Genomic DNA, 17,840 nt, shown 5'->3' on the forward strand with positions numbered 1-17,840 from the left:
CCCGCCATGGCCTCGCATGAAACTGCGTTTCCCGGCGCTGTCCAGCCGTCACTGCTGCAGGGGTTCCCGGCCACTGCCAAGCCGGCGGGACCGCCATTGGCCGGGGACCTCCCGGTTGCCCGGGTCATCGTGGAGACGTCCCTGCCGCATCTGGACAGGCCGTTTGATTACAGCGTGCCCGCCGAACTGGATGCGGCTGCGCAGTCAGGCGTCCGCGTCAAAGTCCGGTTCAACGGCCAGGAACTCACCGGGTTCATCATTGAACGCACTGCAGAGTCCGACGCCGGCCACACCTTGGTGCCGCTGCAGAAAGTGATCTCCCCGGTCGCCGTCCTCACGCCCGCCGTGCGGGACCTGGTGTCCGCCGTCGCCGCGAGGTACGCCGGCACCGTGAGCGACGTCCTCCGCGTTGCGGTGCCGTCACGGATGGCGCGGCTGGAGAAAGGCTTCCTCGCCGGGGCTGTGCCGGAGGAGGCGGTCTCGGACGCGGCTGTGCCCCAAGAAGCTGCGCCCCAAGAAGCTGAGCCGGACACGCCGGCAGAATCCGCGGCCCCCGCCGTCGAGGACGTTTCCACTACCGGCTGGGCGGGTTACCGAAACGGGCCGGCCTTTGTCCGCCACCTGCACGACGGCGGGTCCCCGCGGGCAGTCTTCAGTCCCCTCCAGGGGTTCGGCCCGCGGGCGTGGCCGCAGCTCATGGCGGAGGCCGTGGCCGCCGTCCGCGCCTCCGGCCGTGGCGCGATAGTGGTAGTGCCTGACTACCGCGACCTCAACCAGTTGGAACAGGCTTTGCTGAAGCTGCTTCCCGCCGATGACATTGCCCGTCTGACGGCTGATGACGGACCGACGCCCCGCTACCTGAATTTCCTGCGCCTCCTGGCCGGGTCAGCGCAGGTGGCCATCGGGACGCGGTCCGCGGCGTTCGCTCCGGTCCGGGACCTGGGCCTTGTTGCCTGCTGGGATGACGGCGATGACCTCCACATCGAACAGCGTGCCCCGTACGCCCATGCCCGCGACGTGCTGCTGCTGCGTGCGGACCAGGACGGCACAGCCTGCCTGATGGCCGGTCATGCGCGGAGCACGGAGTTGCAACGGCTGGTGGAGGCGGGTTGGGCCATGCCCGTCGAGGCGGAGCGGGCATTTGTTCGCCGGCATGTTCCCCGCGTCTTGAACACCGCGGACAGTTTTGAACAGGAGCGTGACCCCCTGGCCCTGGTGGCGCGGCTTCCCGGCGCCGCATGGCGGGCTGCCAAGGACGGGCTGGAGCGCGGGCCGGTGCTGGTGCAGGTGGCAAGGGCCGGGTACGCGCCGTCGCTGGTGTGCGGGACCTGCCGCGAGCCGTCGCGGTGCCAGTCCTGCCAGGGTCCGCTGGCTTTGGCTGGAGCCAGCGGCAGCTCTGCCGTCCCACAATGCCGCTGGTGCTCAACGCCGGCCCCGGACTGGCAATGCATCCACTGCTCAGGGCGAAAGCTCCGCAAAGGCGCCACCGGAGTCCTGCGGACTGCTGAGGAACTGGGCCGCGCGTTCCCCGGAAAGGCGGTGATCACGTCTTCCGGCGACCACGTCAAGGCCCGCGTGGGCAGCGCCCACGCCCTGGTGGTGGCCACTGTCGGGGCCGAACCCGTCGCCGACGGCGGCTACGCCGCTGCGCTGCTGCTCGACGGCGATTCGCTGCTGCGCCGGGAAAACCTTCGCGCCGGCGAGGACACCGTCCGCCGCTGGTTCAACGCCGCAGCGCTGGTGCGTCCCGCGTCCGACGGCGGGCTGGTGGTCATCACGGCAACAGAGAGTGTTGCCGTTGGTGCGCTGTTGCGGTGGGACCCGGCAGGGTACGCCAGGCGCGAGCTGGAGCTCCGGAGGGAACTCCAGCTGCCCCCGGCTGTCCGGATTGCGTCGGTGACCGGCCCCCGGACCGCCGTCGTGAGTTTCACCGCGGCGGTGGAGCACCAGCTGGCCACGTCCGGAGTGACGCTGCGGACTGCCGGTCCTGCGCCGCTGGTGTTCACGGGCCCTGCGGCCGCGCAGCGCGCGGGGGAGGATGTCCGGAGCCTTCTGTTCTTCCCCTACGGCCAGGCGGGCACCGTCACGCGCGTACTGCGCGCAACCAAGGCTGCAGCTGCCGCCAAGCGGAGCGAGGAACCGGTGCAGGTCAGGCTCGACGGGGTGGACGTCCTGTAACTGGAGGTCCCCTACGCGGACGTGCCCTTGAGCGGGCGCTTGCGGCCTGAGCGCGCGGCCACAATGTCGTGGGCCACGTCAACGAGCTGCCGGGCCGACTCGTCCCAGCTGAATTCCGCTGCACGGGCCACGGAACGGCGCGACACCTCCTGCCAGTGTTCGCCATCCCGCAGCTTCTTGACGGCCGCGGCAAATTCCGTGGCGGACTCAGGTTCAACATACAACGCGCAGTCGCCCCCCACTTCCCGGAAAATGGGAATGTCGCTGGCGATCACGGGTGTGCCCAGCGCCATGGCCTCCACCAGCGGCAGCCCGTACCCTTCAGCGCGGGAAAGGCTCGCCAAGGCGGTGGCGCGCTTGAGCAGGACAGCATATTCGTCATCGGTGACACCGTTGTGGAAGACCACCTTGGCACCAGCGGGGATCTTGATTTTCAGTTCAGCCCGGCGTTCAGGGGTGATCCTGCTCAGCAGATGCAGGGTGAAGTCCGGCAGTTCAGACATGGCGGCCACCATGGTCTCCACGTTCTTGTAGGGCATGAACGAACCCATGTAAACCAGCGAATGCTCGGCTCCGGCGGCAGGATCCCGCGGTTCCTGCGCCGGCTGCGGGGCATTGCTGATGATTCGCACTGGCCGCCTGGTCAGCCGGTACTTGGCCATCAGTGCTTCAGTGGTCCTGCTGATGGTGGCCACGATGTCCGCCCGGTTCAGGAGCAGGCGCTGCGGCCAGAATGCCTTGTGGTAAAGGCGCCACAGGATACGCACCGGCATTGGCAGGAAGCCCGGGGGAGCAGGGTGCTCGTAGTAAATGAGGTCGTGCAGGGTCAGGACCAGGCCATAATCGCGGCCCCAGCTGCCCATGGTCTGCATCGGGCAGACCACCACGTCCGCGCCGAGGGGGTTGATTTTGCGGGCCACGAAAAGCTCCATCGGCGACAGCGGACTGTTGATCAGCGTGTACGGAACATCCGGGAGCAGGGCAAGCTGCCGGATGTCACTGATGAGCATGGAAACGTCGGCTACCTTCGCCGTCGCGGCGATCAGGCTGGCACCGTACCGGCTGATGCCGTCATGGTGTTCGGTCCTGGTGAATCGTGCATCGATGACAATCTTCACGCGGGGTGGTCCTTAAGGAAGCTGCGGATGAAACCGGCGGCCGGTCCGGGCGTCTCGTAATGAATGAGGTGGCCGACGCCGGGAATGACTTTGAGGACCCCGTCCGGAAGGAGTGTGGCAAGGTGGTGCTGGTCAGGGAGGGTAGCAATCTCGTCTTTTTCGCCGGCCACCAGCAGGACCGGCAGGGTCAGCTTTCCCGCGACCTCTGCCACGTGGCCGCTCACGGACGCCGTGAAGGACTCGAGCAGGCTTTCCCGGTTGGCAAATGCACTGAAGTAGGAGTGGTGCTGGCCGTGGATGAAACGGCGCAGGTCCTTGCTGCCGGTTTTGGCCATGGCCTCGCTCATGACCCGGATAATCAGGGGGCTCCGCAACAGCGCCAGCCCGAGGGCATGGGGAAGACGGGCGGCCAGCCGGTAGTACAGGACGGCGAGCTTGGTCATGATGCCCTTGGGGCCTGCCAGGGCGGGCGCGGCGATGGGATTGATAAGGATCAGCGGCGTGACTTCCCCGGGGTGGTCGGCCACAAAGTGGGCCGCGACGATCGAGCCGAAGGAGTGCCCCAGCAGGACGGTGTCCGCTCCGAGGCCCACCGCCGCCATGAACGCGCTGATGAAAGTGCCGTATTGTGCTACCGAATGCTCGCCGGCCGCGAACGCTGCGGAGCTGCCGAACCCGGGGAGGTCCGGCATGACGATGCGCATTTCCGGCAGCTGGTCCGCCACCCGCAGCAGGCCGTGGTGGTCGCCACGGAACCCATGGATGACCAGGATGGTGCGGGTTTCGGCGGTGGCCTGGACCGGTTCGTAGGTCCAGTACGCCACGGTGCTGCCGTTGAGTTCGATTTCGGCGGCCTGCGTGCGGGCTGCCAGCCCGGCGCTGAAGTAGGACGGCGCGTCGGATGGCTGGTGGGCAGTTGTCTTCATGACACTCGGTCCTAGTTGACGTTGTCGGGGTGGGAGCCGGTGCGCTCCCCGCGGTCAAGCTCCGCCAGGGCCGCCATGTCGCGGTCCGACAAGTCAAAGCCGAAGACCTCCAGGTTTTCCCGGATCCGGGCCTCCGAGCTGGCCTTGGGGATGGCGATGTTTCCCAGTTGGATGTGCCACCGGAGGATAATCTGGGCGGCGGCCCTGCCATGTTCGGCGGCCAGGGCGAGCACCACGGGATCTGCCAGTACGTGCCCGCGGCCCAGCGGGCTCCAGGCTTCCGTCCGGATCCCCAGGCCCTGGTGCTTCTCCCGGAGTTCGGCCTGCTGAAGCCAGGGGTGCAGCTCAATCTGGTTGACCGCCGGCACTACTTCAGCAGTCTGGAGCAGGCGGTCCAGGTGCACCGGCTGGAAGTTGCAGACACCAATGGCCCGGACCTTCCCCTCGCGGTAGAGCGTTTCCAGCGCCTTGTACGTATCGGCGAAGAGGCCCCGCCGGGCACACGGCCAATGGATCAGGTACATATCCACGTAGTCCAGGCCCAGGTTGACCATGGAAGTATCAAACGCCCGAAGCGTAGCGTCATACCCGTGGTCCTCGTTCCAGACCTTCGTGGTGATAAAGACATCCTCACGGCGGAGTCCCGGCGACGATTCCCCTGAACCTCCGCTCCCGCCGTCGGAATTAACGGCGGCACCCAGGCCCCGCGCAACACCCGCCTCATTGCCGTACATGGCAGCAGTATCGAAATGGCGGTAGCCGGTGCCCAGAGCCGTCGCCACCAGCGACGAGGCGTCCGCCGCCGGAACCTTGTAGAGCCCAAATCCCAACTGGTCGATTAGCACGCCATTGTTCAGACTGAGGCGGGGCGAAGATTTCATAGGACTGACTCTACCCATTCGGCTACGAGACCCCGCCAAAGCCCACCAGCCGGCGCGCGGTGGCTTCGTCCAGGATCAGGTCCGTGGCGAGGCCTGCGTTAAGGGCGCCCCGCAGGCCGTTGATCTTTGATGCCCCGGACACAACGCAGATCCGACGCCGGACCTGCCGCAGTTGTGAGAGTGCCGGACCGGTTGAGCGCTCATTGAGCACAATCCCGTTGGACGATCCGTCGCGCCGGAAGAACACGGTGGCAACATCGCCCACCACGTCGGAATTGGCGAGCATCCTGAGGTCATTTTCGTCCAGGTAGCCCCCGGCGTAGACGTGGCTCGGGTAGTCGGCTTCGACGGATCCCACGCCGAAAATGGCGATGCTCATGCGGGCCTGCAGGGCCAGAATGCGTTGGACGCTGCGCTCATTCCACATGGCGGTCTTGGTGGCGGCGTGGTCAAAGAAGGCCGGCACGGGGAATTGCTCCACCCGGGCCCCGTAGGCACTGCCAAAGCGGCGCATGATGTCACTGGAGTAAGTGATGCCGGTGGTGTGCATGTTTCCGGCACCGTTCAGCTGGACCACCACGGTGTCGTGGGTGATCTTTCGCGTCAGGTGCCTGCTGACGGCGCTGAGTGTGGACCCCCACGCGACGCCGATGGTCGCGTTGGAATCCACCAGGGGACCGATGGTGCGCGCTGCCTGTAGGGCCACTCTGTCCAGGGTTTCGGCCTCGTTGAGGGATTCAAGCACCGGTACAACGTGGACGTCCACGTTGTACTCCCGCCGGATCAGGCTCTCCAGTTCCGGGCCGGTGTCCAGTGGATTGCGAATCTGGATCTGGACCAGGCCGGAATCGCGGGCAGCGGAAAGAAGCCTGGACACTGTGGACCGGGACGTCCGGAGTTCCCGGGCGATTGCGTCCATGGTCAGGTCCTGGAGGTAATACATCTGTGCAGCCCGCAGCGCGTCCGAGTGCCGTGAGAGCGTCATTCCACTTCCAATCTGCACGTTTGTGCATAGAGCTTGACTACATTTTCCATCAGTTCAAAGAATAGTTGAAGAAGGGCGGCTGACCTGCGATGGTAGCCCCAGAGGACAAAACCCAGGGAGTAGATTTTGGGACCCAAGGACACATTTGGCCATGCTGACACCACGCCCTCGACGGCGGCGGTGCCGCGCGCTGCGGTGCAGGGGTTAAGGCAGCGTCCGAACGCCAAGGTACTCATTATCGGTGGCGGAATTAACGGCGTGGGCACTTTCCGCGACCTTGCCCTGCAGGGTGTTGACGTTGCCCTCGTGGAACGCGGCGACTACTGCCAGGGTGCCAGCGGCGCATCCTCGCACATGATCCACGGCGGCATCCGCTACCTGGAGAATGGGGAGTTTCGGCTGGTCAAGGAATCGGTGGTGGAGCGCAACCGCCTCCTGCGGATCGCACCCCACTACGTAAAGCCGCTCCAGACCACGATCCCCATCTTCAGCACATTCTCCGGGATCCTGGCCGCACCGCTGCGGTTCCTCACGCACAAGCAGGGCAAGCCGAAGGAACGCGGCGCCTTCTTGATCAAGGTGGGCCTGAGCCTGTATGACTCGTTCTCCAGGGACGGCGGCTCGGTGCCGCGCCACAAGTTCCTCGGGCGCAAGCGAGCACTCGCCGAGCTGCCGGCACTGCATCCCGCTACAAAATACACGGCGACGTACTTCGACGCTTCCGTCCACAACCCGGAGCGGCTGACTCTCGACGTTCTTCAGGACGGCGAAAAGGCCGGAATGGGCAATGCGGGCCTGTCAGGCAGGACGGTGCGCGCCACAAACTATGTCTCGCTGCAGTCGATGACGGCTGGTGTGCCATCCCGGGACGGCAGCCCGGCAGCGGGCAGCACCGTCCAGCTCCGCGATGAACTGACCGGCGAGCTCTTTGACTTCACCGCCGATGTCATCGTCAACACCACCGGCGCCTGGGTTGACCTGACCAACCAGGCCATGGGTGCAGCATCGGCCTTTATGGGCGGCACCAAAGGATCCCACATTGTGCTGGACCATCCGGAGCTTCTTGACGCGTGCAAAGGCCGGGAGATCTTCTTTGAACACACGGACGGCCGGATTGTCCTGATTTACCCCATGGGGGACAGGGTTCTGGTCGGAACAACCGATGTGGACGCCGACATGAGCCAGGACGCCGTGTGCACGGACAGTGAGATTGAGTACTTCCTTGAACTCATCGGCCATGTCTTCCCTGGTATTCCGGTTGATCGCGGGCAGATCGTCTACACGTTCTCCGGCGTGCGCCCGCTGCCGCGGCATGACTCGACCCAGCCCGGATTCGTTTCCAGGGATTACCGGATCGAACGGCAGGCGAGTGCGGCCGGTGCCGTCGTCTTCAGCCTGGTGGGCGGTAAATGGACAACGTTCCGTGCCTTGGCCGAACACATGTCTGACACTGTGCTTTCCGAACTTGGCCTGGAACGGAAGGTGTCGACGGGCAAGCTCGCCATTGGGGGCGGTGCAGGTTTCCCGGCCGACGATGAGGGCATCCAGAAATGGATCAAAGCCCACGTCTCACACACGCGTGATGCCGACCGTACCGCGGTCCTGCTGACCCGCTACGGCACCCGGGCCGCGGAAGTCATCAGCTACCTCGACGGCGGTCCTGACCGCCTGCTGAGTTCCACCCGCGAACTCAGTGTCCGCGAACTGGAATACATGGCCGGAATGGAGCAGATCGGGCACCTCGCTGATGTCCTCATCCGCCGTACGTCCCTGGCCTTCCGGGGGCTGGTTACGGGGGAGTTGTTGAACGAAGTGTGCGAGGTGCTCGCCGGTCCGTTGGGCTGGGACGCCGCAGCACAGACCGGTGAGATCCGCCACGCCAGGGAGGTGTTGGAGCGGTTACACCGCGTACAGATCCACAGCCTGGTCGCCTAGGCAGCCCAGGCTGAGCCGGAGCGTTATCGCGCTCCGGCTCAACGGTCCTTCAACCCGCGAGGGACCGAATACAAAAAATAGAGGAGTCAATGATGTCTCTTGGAATTGTTTTTCTTTCCGAAGTCTTCGGAACTGGGATGCTCACCCTGCTGGGTTGCGGCGTCGTGGCCAACGTGGCCCTAAAAGGCACCAAAGGTAACAGCGGCGGGTTCCTGATGGTCGCTTGGGGGTGGGGCATCGCCGTGTTTTGTGGTGTATTTGTTGCCGCCAAGTCCGGCGCCCATCTCAATCCCGCCGTGACCCTCGGCCTGCTGGTCAACGGTAAGGCGGAGTATGCGCCCGGAGTCCGCGTGGATGTGGCGTCGACATTTACCTACTTTGGCGCAGAACTGCTGGGCGCGTTCCTTGGCGCGGTAGTGTGCTGGGCCGCCTACAAGCAGCACTTCGACGCCGAAACGGAGGCCGCCAGCAAGCTCGGAACCTTCTCCACCGGTCCCGCCATCCGCTCCACCCCGTGGAACCTGGTCACCGAGATCATCGGCACTTTCGTGCTGGTTTTCGTGATCCTCACCCTCGGCGGAACGCCCTCCGGACTGGGCCCATTGGCTGTGGCCCTCCTTGTTGTGGGCATCGGTGTTTCACTGGGCGGTCCCACGGGCTACGCCATTAACCCTGCCCGCGACCTTGGCCCCCGCATTGCCCATGCGTTACTGCCCATCAAGGGCAAGGGAACCAGCGACTGGGGCTACTCGTGGATTCCGGTCGTCGGACCCTTGGTTGGTGGTGCCTTGGGCGGGATCGTCGCCAAGCTCGCTCCCATCATCATCACAGCCGCCTCCTGACCGTACAATAACCAACCCTGCATATAGACAAGGACGTCAACATGAACCAGTACGTAATCGCCATCGACCAGGGCACCACCAGCTCCCGAGCTATCATCTTTGACCACAGCGGCAGCATTGTTTCATCCGGCCAGTTGGAGCACGAACAGATCTTCCCGCAGGCAGGCTGGGTGGAGCACAACCCCGCCGAGATCTGGAACAACACCCGGGAGGTCATCGGTTCCGCACTCTCCAAGGCGAACCTCACCCGCCACGACATCGCCGCCGTCGGGATCACTAACCAGCGCGAAACGGCAGTGGTATGGGACAAGACCACCGGCGAAGCCGTGTACAACGCCATCGTCTGGCAGGATACCCGCACGCAGAACATCGTGGATGAGCTGGCGAAGGACGGCGGCCCGGAACGGTTCAAGCAGAAGGTGGGCCTTCCGCTGGCCACCTACTTTTCCGGCACCAAGATCAAATGGATCCTGGACAATGTCGACGGTGCCCGGGCCAAGGCAGAGGCGGGAGACCTGGTCTTCGGCAATACGGACTCATGGGTCCTCTGGAACCTGACCGGCGGGGTAGATGGCGGCGTGCACGCCACCGACGTCACCAACGCCTCCCGCACGCTGTTTATGGACCTTGACACCCTGGCCTGGGATGAGGAAATCCTGGGTATTTTTGGCGTCCCGCTGAGCATGATGCCGGCCATTAAGTCCTCGTCGGAGGTCTACGGCACGGTGCATACTTCCCAACTGCTGCGCGAAGTCCCTGTCGCCGGCATCCTGGGCGACCAGCAGGCAGCGACCTTCGGCCAGGCGGCCTTCCAGACCGGCGAAGCGAAAAACACCTACGGCACCGGCTGCTTCCTGATCTTCAACACGGGCGAAGAGATCGTCCATTCGAAGAACGGCCTGCTGACCACTGTGGGATACAAGCTGGGTGACGCCCCAACGCATTACGCGCTGGAGGGCTCCATCGCCGTCACCGGATCCCTGATCCAATGGCTGCGGGACAACCTGGGCATGATCAGCAGCGCGCCGGAGGTGGAGACCCTGGCGGCCTCTGTCGAGGACAACGGCGGTGTTTACATCGTGCCGGCGTTCTCCGGGCTCTTCGCCCCGTACTGGCGTTCGGATGCCCGCGGCGCAATCGTTGGCCTCACCCGGTTCGTCAACAAGAACCACATTGCCCGCGCCGCGCTCGAGGCCACGGCATTCCAGACCCGCGAGGTGCTGGACGCCGTCAACGCGGACTCCGGTGTTCCCCTCACCGAATTGAAGGTCGACGGCGGCATGGTAGCCAACGATGCGCTCATGCAGTTCCAGGCAGACATCCTGGGCGTTGCGGTGATCCGGCCCAAGGTGGTGGAAACCACGGCACTGGGTGCGGCCTACGCTGCGGGTCTCGCCGTCGGATTCTGGAAGGACCTCGGGGAGCTGTCCGCCAACTGGTCAGAAGACAAGCGCTGGGAACCGCAGATGGACCAGACGGAACAGGACCGCCAGATGCGCCTGTGGAAGAAGGCCGTCACGAAGTCCATGGATTGGGTGGACGAGGACGTGAGGTAACTCAGCCCGTAGTCGAAAAAGGGGCCGGTGACTCCCGCCCGCCCGTCCCCAGCGGCGAGGGCGTCACCGGTCCCTTTTTCGTACGTTGTGGGCATTCGTGGGGAGCAGCTGGGGACGGTCTGGCGGGAGATGTTGGCCTGTCCTTTGGTCCAGACGCCTCAGTCTTCGTTGGCTAGTACTATTCCTGCGTTGCCGTCGACTGTGACTCTTTGGCCGGTGTGGAGGACTTTGGTGGCGTTGCCTGTGCCTACAACGGCGGGGATGCCGTATTCGCGGGCTACGAGGGATGCGTGCGCGGCAAGGTTGCCGCCGTCCGTGACTACTGCTGCGGCGCCGGCAAAAAGCGGGGTCCATGCCGGCGCCGTGGCTTTAGCCACCAGGACTTCGCCCGGGAGGAAGCGGGCGAAGTCCTCGGGGCCGTCCACCACCCGAACGCGGCCTTGTGCCCGGCCCGGACTGGCCGGATGCCCCACCAGGGCGCCGGGAGGCAATCTTCTGGTGCTGCGGGCCGAGTTTGCCAGGCGATCAAAGGCATTGCCCAGCAGCGGCGGCATTTTCCCCAGCGTGAGCGGCGCGGCCAGCTTCCGTTGCCGGAGCCAATCCCGGCGCCGCCTTTCGACGTTGGCCTGCTGCGATTGCGCGTCTTCGCGGAGGGCTTCCAGCGTGAGGAAGTAGACGTCGCCGGGCGCCGCGACGATGCCGCGGTCCTGGAGGCGGGCGCCAAGCTCGGCTGCACAGCGGCGCAGCAGTGGCCAGCCCAGGGTGAAGTCCCGGACCTGCTCTTCGCGGAGCAAGGCGTAGCGCTGGGCCAGGCCCAGGAGGACCTCAAACCTCGCCAGCCTGCGGGTTCCCTTCAGTACGGTACGGCACGCAACCTCGGCAGCCCTTCGCCGTTCAGCGGCAACCAATTCGGGCGCTTGCCGTACTTGGGATCCGGCACCCTGGACGTGCGATGGAAACTGTTCGCCCGCCGTCGCGTGGTACCAGTCAATGCTGTACACGGCATGGGCAACTTGGACAGGCAGGGTGGGGGACAGGCCGCCCAGGAGGGCCTGGTAGCCCATGGCTTCGTGGGAACCCGGTGTTGACTCAGCCGCGAGCGGACCGGCCACGTGCCGGCGCCAAAACCTGGCCAGGGCCAGCTCCAGCTTCCACGCGGCGCCGCCTGTGGCCGCGAAGAACCAGAGATACTCCCCGGCTTTCCCGGCTTGTCCACGACGTCCATCAGCTCCGGCACTGTGGCCGTTGCGGCGGCAAGGGGCGGAGTGTCAACAAGCTGCCGGTAGGCGGGCAGACACTCGGTGCGCCACTCGTGTTCGAGGCTTCGCAGCACGGTCCTGTCTGCGCCTGCGGGGTCAAACATGGGCCGCACCACGGCGTTGAAGAAATAGGGCAGCGACTGCCGGTGCCCGCTGAGCAGCAAGCGGGGGAGTTGCCGCGGGGTGGGCGGAGAGACGTAGTACCAGCCGTTGACTGCAGTGTTCTCCATCGGCACATCAATCCCCACAGATCTGCGGACCGCCTCGTTGTAGGCAGCGTCTATCCGCGGAATCACCCAATCCATAAACAACGGAGTCACCGGTTCGGGCAACCATTCGCCCAGACGGAAGTTCCTGAGCCACGCACCCTTTCCGGGCGGCTGCCAGCTCACGGGGTCGGGGACCGCGGTCATGGGCCGGGCCTGCAGTATTTGGAGGTTGCCCGCGCGGTCCACGGCCCACTCGATGTCCTGGGGGCAACCGAAATGCCGGGCAACCCGGGCCGCGCCGGTGGCCACCGCCGTCGCGCTTTCCACTGAGAGGACGCCTGCGGCGCCACCGGCCAGAATGGGACCTCCAGCACCGGCAATCCATTCCTCGCCGGTCGCCACGCCTGAAACCAGGCCCTCAGCAAGTCCCGGTACCGCCGAGATCACGGTTTCAGCCCGGTCACCGGTCAGGGGGTTGGCGGAGAAGGCTACGCCGGCAGCCGCGGGATCGACCATCTGCTGTACCAGGACCGCCATGACCGCACCCTCATCACCCGCCGGGTGGCCTCCGGATCCGGGCATGATGGACGATTCGTAGGCCCGAATACGGCCGGCGTTGGCCGAGTCAAAGCAGCGCTGCACGGCCGCGGGGAGATCGGGTGGGGCCACGCTGAGGTAACTCTCATACATACCGGCAAACGAGGCACCTGGCAGGTCCTCGGCAGCGGCTGATGACCGGACCGCATATGGGCCGGGCCCGGCGGCCAGTGCCGCGCCCTGCAGTCTTTTCGCCGCCACAGCGGAGGACTGGGCGGACAACGCCGCAAAGGCAGCTTGTGTCACCACGAACCCAGCGGGAACCGGGAAACCCGCAGCCAAAAGGCTGGACAGCGCCGCCGCCTTGCTGCCGGCAGACTCCCGGCGCAGTGCCGCAGGGGAGCCGAGAGGGGGAAGGAGGATGTCATCACCCACCACTGTCACCGGTCCGGTCTGTTGCTCCGATGCAACCTGTTGCATTTGCGGGCTTCAGTCTATTCGCGCCGGGACTGTGCGGGATAGGTCATCCGCACGGCAATGCCCTTCCCTGGTGCGCTAAAGTAGACCTATGCGTGCGATCCTTCTGCTTAGCTAGCCGCCCGGAATCCGGAGACTACCGGACTGCCGGGCGGCCGCCCCTCCATGGAGAGGGGCTTTTGTGTGTCCGGGCAAGTTTGCCGGGCCGGCATCAGAAGGGATCAGACCGTTGGGGCAGCACAGATGCCACAACAGAACAGAAGAGGGCAGCAGTGAGCGTTCAGCCGGAGACCGAGACCGGAACAGCAGTGGCGGCGGAAACACCCGAAGAGGGTGCCTACAGCTTCGCGGCGATGGAGGCCAAATGGCCGCAGGTGTGGGAAGACCTCAAGGTCTTCACCCCCGTGGATGACGGCTCCCGCGAGCGCCGTTACGTCCTGGACATGTTCCCTTACCCCTCGGGCGACCTCCACATGGGCCACGCCGAGGCTTTTGCGATGGGCGACGTTGTGGCGCGCTACCTGCGGCAGCAGGGTTTCGATGTCCTGCACCCGATCGGCTGGGACTCCTTCGGCCTGCCCGCGGAGAACGCAGCCATCAAGCGCAACGCCCACCCCAGCGAGTGGACGTACGCCAACATCGATACCCAGGCCGCGTCCTTCAAACGCTACGCCATCTCCGCGGACTGGTCCCGGCGGGTACACACCTCGGACCCCGAGTACTACCGCTGGACCCAGTGGTTGTTCAAGCGCTTCTACGAGCGCGGCCTTGCCTACCGCAAGGACTCCCCGGTCAACTGGTGCCCCAAGGACCAGACGGTGCTGGCCAACGAACAGGTTGTCAACGGTGCCTGTGAACGCTGCGGTACTCCCGTCACCAAGAAGTCCCTGAACCAGTGGTACTTCAAGATCACCGAGTACGCCGACCGGCTGCTCGAGGACATGGACGAACTGCGCGGGCACTGGCCCGAGCGCGTGCTGGCCATGCAGAAAAACTGGATCGGCCGCTCCGAAGGTGCCCACGTCAACTTCGTGATCGAGGCTGTCGCCGGCAAGCCAGCCAAGGACGTCACCGTCTTCACCACCCGCCCGGACACCCTGTACGGCGCCACGTTCTTCGTCGTCGCAGCCGATGCGCCGATCGCCGTCGAGCTCGTCACGGACGAGCACGTTGGGGCCCTGGACGCGTACCGCGAACAGGTCAAGGCGCTGTCCGAAATCGAACGCCAATCCACTGAACGTGAAAAGACCGGTGTCTTCACCGGCCGGTACGCGGTCAACCCCCTGAACGGTGAGAAGCTGCCGGTCTGGGCAGCGGACTATGTTCTGGCCGACTACGGCACGGGCGCCATCATGGCCGTTCCGGCGCACGACCAGCGTGACCTCGACTTCGCCAAGACGTTCGATCTGCCCGTCCGCGCCGTGCTGGACACCGGCGAAGACGATCCCGCCGTTTCCGGCAAAGCCACGGCAGGGGAGGGAACGCTGATCAACTCCGGCGTGCTGGACGGGATGCCCAAGTCAGCGGCCATTCCTGCCGCCATCGCCATGCTGGAAAAGCAGGGCACGGGCGAAAAATTCGTGAACTTCCGCCTCCGTGACTGGCTCCTGAGCCGCCAGCGTTTCTGGGGCACCCCCATCCCGATCATCCACTGCCCCGCCTGTGGTGAGGTTCCCGTCCCTGATGAGCAGCTGCCCGTGACCCTGCCGGCGGACCTGCGCGGCGAGGACCTGTCCCCGAAGGGCACGTCACCGCTGGCTGCCGCCGAAGCCTGGGTCAACGTGGACTGCCCCAACTGCCACGGCCCGGCGAAGCGCGATACCGACACCATGGACACCTTCGTGGATTCGTCCTGGTACTTCCTGCGGTTCGTTTCCCCGCAGTACACCGAGGGTCCCTTCGACCCGGCGAAGATCAACGAGTGGATGCCGGTAGGCCAGTATGTGGGCGGCGTGGAGCACGCCATCCTGCACCTGCTGTACGCCCGCTTCTTCACCAAGGTCATCCATGACCTCGGAATGCTCGACGCCGATGAACCCTTCAGCGCGCTGCTGAACCAGGGCCAGGTCCTCAACGGGGGCAAGGCCATGAGCAAGTCGCTGGGCAACGGCGTGGACCTTGGCGAGCAGCTGGACAAGTATGGTGTGGATGCCGTGCGCCTGACCATGATCTTCGCCTCGCCGCCGGAGGACGACGTCGACTGGGCCGACGTTTCGCCGTCGGGATCCGCGAAGTTCCTGGCACGCGCCTGGCGGCTGGCGCAGGACGTCACCAGCGAGGCCGGGGCTGACCCAGAGTCCGGGGACCGCGCACTCCGGTCGGTCACGCACCGCACCATCGCCGACGCCGCCGCCCTCCTGGACAACAACAAGTTCAACGTCGTGGTGGCCAAGCTGATGGAGCTGGTCAACGCGACCCGCAAAAACATTGACGCAGCGGGCGGTGCCGGCGGAGCCGATCCGGCCGTCCGCGAGGCCGCGGAAGCCGTAGCGGTTATCCTGAGCCTCTTCGCGCCGTACACCGCGGAGGATATGTGGAACGTCCTGGGCCACCCGGCCTCGGTGGCGAACGCCGGCTGGCCTGCCCACGACGAAGCGCTGCTGGTCCAGGAGACCGTTACCGCTGTGGTCCAGGTCCAGGGGAAGGTCCGCGACCGGCTTGAGGTGTCCCCGGACATCAGCGAGGACAAGCTGCGCGAGCTGGCGCTGGCCAGCGACAACGTGCAACGAGCAATGGACGGCCGTGGCATCCGCACGGTGATCGTGCGGGCGCCTAAACTGGTCAACATCGTCCCGGCCTAGCCGGGCGCCGGCCGCCGGGGCCTCCGGCGGCCGGCCTTAAACCAGGAGGCCTCTTGCCCGACCGTGATGCCGGCGCCTGGCTTTGGCTCCGGGAGCGCCTCGCCGCCCTCCGTCCCGCGGCCCGCCCGGGCTTGACCACGGAGGCGTCCGCCGTCGTGGTCCGTACCGCCGTGGTGACCGATTCCGCGTCTGCGCTGCCGGGAGACTGGGTGGCCCGGTGTGCCAACGACGGTCTGCTGACCGTGATTCCGATGCCCGTGATGGTGGGCGAGGAAATTTACGGCGAGGGCGAAGACGACATCACCGAAACCATCGCATTGGCCCTTGCCGGCGGTAAATCAGTCAAGACGTCCCGGCCGTCACCGGGCCAGTTTGAGCAGGCCTTCCTCGCCGCCGGGCGCCGGGGATATGAGGCCGTTGTCTGTATCCACATCTCCGGGGGGTTGTCCGGCACTGCTGACGCCGCCCGGCTGGCTGCGGGGCGCGCGCACATCCCGGTGGAGGTCCTCGACTCCGGCACGGTGGGCATGGCGTTGGGGATGGCCGTCCAGAGTGCCGTGGCCGCCGCTGCTGCGGGGCTCGAGGCCGCTGCGGTCAGTGCGGCGGCGACTGACCGGCTGGCGCGCACCAAGGTCTATTTCTATGTTCCCAGCCTCGAGCAGTTGCGCCGGGGCGGACGGATCGGGGCCGCCGCGTCGCTGCTGGGGACAATGTTCGCCATCAAACCCATCCTGGCGGTCGACGGCGGCAAGATCGTGCCGCTGGAAAAGGTCAGGTCGGCAGCCAAAGCCATTGCCCGGCTCGAGGAGATCGCCGCCGCGGACGCCGCATCCCGTCCTGCGGGACTGGCCCGCTTTGCCGTCCACCATTTCGGGAATCCGGCGGAGGCGGAAGGGCTCGCGGCCAGGTTGGCCGCCGCGTTGCCCGGCTGTCCGCCGGCCCAGATCAGTTCGCTGCCCGCCGTATTGGCCGCACACGCCGGTCTGGGCGTGCTCGCCGTGATTGTGGGGGAGGACATCCCGCCTCCCGTGACTCCGGAAGCGCTGTCCACATAGAGGCGGTCGGGTCTGTCTCGGTCGGCGTTGGATCCCTAACGTTGGGTTCATGTCACGCCGGGACTCTAGTGCAGGTCGGGGGGCCCGGCATGCCCGGGAGCGGCTGCAGTCCATGCTGGGCGACGAAGACGGCCTTCTGCTGACGGGCGACGATGGGAAAGCCTTCGAATTCGACGGCGCTGCGAACCTTGGAGGCCCGGATTCTGGTCCCCGATCCGATGGCCAGGACCCACCGGGCAGCGGCAGAGCGGGACCGGCACTGAGATGGCGGGTGGGCCTTCCCGTGGCACTGCTCATTGCTGCCCTCGCGCTGGTGGGAGGCGCCTGGTTCTGGTCGCAGGTGGCTGCCGGGCAGCCCCACGTGCTGCCGCTGAACGACGTTTCGGCCCAGGACAGCGGGCCCGCCGATGACAGGGGCGGTCCCGGGCACGGAACGGAACCTGCGGCGCCGTCTGACCCGCCATCAGGCGTTCCGCAGGCCGGTACAGTCATCATCCATGTCGCCGGCGCCGTTGCGTTGCCCGGTGTTGTGCAGCTGCCCGCCGGCAGCCGGGTACATCAGGCCATCGCCCAGGCTGGCGGCGGCACACTGGCAGCAGACCTGAACCGACTCAACCTGGCCGCTGTGCTGGTGGACGGACAGAAGGTCTACGTTCCCCTCCCGGGTGAATATCTCCCGGCAGATTCCTCCGTTCCGCCGGCCGCGGCGGCGGAGGAGCCTGGCGGTGGTGCGGCGGCAGCTGCAGGAAAGGTCAACCTCAATACCGCTGGCGTCCAAGAACTCGACGCCCTGCCGAAGGTCGGCCCTGTGCTCGCCCAGCGGATCGTGGACTGGCGCAAGGAACACGGCCCCTTCAAATCCGTTGAGGAACTCGATGCCGTTGACGGCGTAGGACCCAAGATGCTCGAAACACTGCTTCCGTTAGTGGGTATTTGAGATGGCCCGACGCAGTCCGTGGAGCCGCTTTGTCGACTCGGCAGTGAACGGATCCGGGGTGCAACGGTCCGCGGTGCAACGGTCCGCTGTGCAATCGCCGGAACCGAGGGCAGCTCCCTTAGCTGCCAGACGGCCGGCTCCGCA

At 65.9% G+C, this 17,840-nt stretch carries 13 protein-coding genes; 7 read left to right on the plus strand and 6 right to left on the minus strand.

Annotation, left to right across the window (positions count from 1 at the left end; genetic code table 11):
• Positions 1–6 precede the first annotated feature (6 nt).
• Positions 7–2,178 carry a primosomal protein N' gene (locus ABIB27_RS02930; RefSeq protein WP_354253465.1) on the plus strand — a complete coding sequence of 724 codons (2,172 nt, stop codon included), beginning with the start codon at positions 7–9 and terminating at the stop codon, positions 2,176–2,178.
• Positions 2,179–2,189: 11 nt separating this feature from the next.
• On the opposite strand, the gene ABIB27_RS02935 is transcribed toward ABIB27_RS02930, so the two are convergent.
• From ABIB27_RS02935 to ABIB27_RS02950, 4 genes are read right to left on the minus strand one after another with little or no spacing between them, the layout of a single operon-like run.
• Positions 2,190–3,296, minus strand: a complete 1,107-nt coding sequence (locus tag ABIB27_RS02935; protein WP_354253466.1) for a glycosyltransferase family 4 protein — start codon at positions 3,294–3,296, stop codon at positions 2,190–2,192.
• Positions 3,293–4,222 (minus strand): alpha/beta fold hydrolase, encoded by a 930-nt coding sequence (locus tag ABIB27_RS02940; RefSeq protein WP_354253467.1) that lies wholly within the window; start codon positions 4,220–4,222, stop codon positions 3,293–3,295. The genes ABIB27_RS02935 and ABIB27_RS02940 overlap by 4 nt, the downstream gene beginning before the upstream one ends.
• Before the next feature lie 11 nt (positions 4,223–4,233).
• The gene (locus ABIB27_RS02945; protein WP_354214363.1) at positions 4,234–5,103 is read right to left on the minus strand and encodes an aldo/keto reductase; all 870 of its coding nucleotides are present in this window, start codon (positions 5,101–5,103) and stop codon (positions 4,234–4,236) included.
• Between the two features lie 22 nt (positions 5,104–5,125).
• A complete protein-coding gene (locus ABIB27_RS02950) occupies positions 5,126–6,088 on the minus strand; it encodes a sugar-binding transcriptional regulator (RefSeq protein ID WP_354253468.1) in 963 nt (320 codons plus the stop codon).
• A gap of 180 nt (positions 6,089–6,268) precedes the next feature.
• Here ABIB27_RS02950 and ABIB27_RS02955 point away from each other — a divergent pair, with 180 nt between their 5' ends.
• The 3 genes from ABIB27_RS02955 (at position 6,269) to glpK (ending at position 10,421) form a co-directional block, all read left to right on the plus strand.
• Positions 6,269–8,023, plus strand: a complete 1,755-nt coding sequence (locus tag ABIB27_RS02955) for a glycerol-3-phosphate dehydrogenase/oxidase (protein ID WP_354253498.1) — start codon at positions 6,269–6,271, stop codon at positions 8,021–8,023.
• A gap of 92 nt (positions 8,024–8,115) precedes the next feature.
• Entirely contained in the window at positions 8,116–8,865 is a 750-nt protein-coding gene (locus ABIB27_RS02960) for an MIP/aquaporin family protein (protein ID WP_354214434.1), read from the plus strand.
• A gap of 41 nt (positions 8,866–8,906) precedes the next feature.
• Positions 8,907–10,421, plus strand: a complete 1,515-nt coding sequence (glpK, locus tag ABIB27_RS02965; RefSeq protein ID WP_354214365.1) for a glycerol kinase GlpK — start codon at positions 8,907–8,909, stop codon at positions 10,419–10,421.
• 158 nt (positions 10,422–10,579) lie between these two features.
• On the opposite strand, the gene ABIB27_RS02970 is transcribed toward glpK, so the two are convergent.
• Positions 10,580–11,329, minus strand: coding sequence for a PEP-utilizing enzyme (locus ABIB27_RS02970; protein WP_354253469.1), 750 nt, complete (start codon positions 11,327–11,329; stop codon positions 10,580–10,582).
• Positions 11,275–12,906 (minus strand): PEP/pyruvate-binding domain-containing protein, encoded by a 1,632-nt coding sequence (locus ABIB27_RS02975; RefSeq protein WP_354253470.1) that lies wholly within the window; start codon positions 12,904–12,906, stop codon positions 11,275–11,277. The genes ABIB27_RS02970 and ABIB27_RS02975 overlap by 55 nt, the downstream gene beginning before the upstream one ends.
• 269 nt (positions 12,907–13,175) lie before the next feature.
• Between ABIB27_RS02975 and leuS the strand changes: the two genes are divergently transcribed.
• The 3 genes from leuS to ABIB27_RS02990 are packed head-to-tail and all read left to right on the plus strand — an operon-like array spanning position 13,176 to position 17,696.
• The gene (leuS, locus tag ABIB27_RS02980) at positions 13,176–15,704 is read left to right on the plus strand and encodes a leucine--tRNA ligase (protein ID WP_354214367.1); all 2,529 of its coding nucleotides are present in this window, start codon (positions 13,176–13,178) and stop codon (positions 15,702–15,704) included.
• A 53-nt stretch (positions 15,705–15,757) separates the two neighbouring features.
• The gene (locus ABIB27_RS02985) at positions 15,758–16,759 is read left to right on the plus strand and encodes a DegV family protein (RefSeq protein ID WP_354253471.1); all 1,002 of its coding nucleotides are present in this window, start codon (positions 15,758–15,760) and stop codon (positions 16,757–16,759) included.
• A gap of 49 nt (positions 16,760–16,808) precedes the next feature.
• Positions 16,809–17,696 carry a helix-hairpin-helix domain-containing protein gene (locus ABIB27_RS02990; protein ID WP_354214369.1) on the plus strand — a complete coding sequence of 296 codons (888 nt, stop codon included), beginning with the start codon at positions 16,809–16,811 and terminating at the stop codon, positions 17,694–17,696.
• Positions 17,697–17,840 lie beyond the last annotated feature (144 nt).

The sequence above is a fragment of the Arthrobacter sp. UYEF21 genome (assembly GCF_040546085.1).
GTDB lineage: Bacteria > Actinomycetota > Actinomycetes > Actinomycetales > Micrococcaceae > Arthrobacter.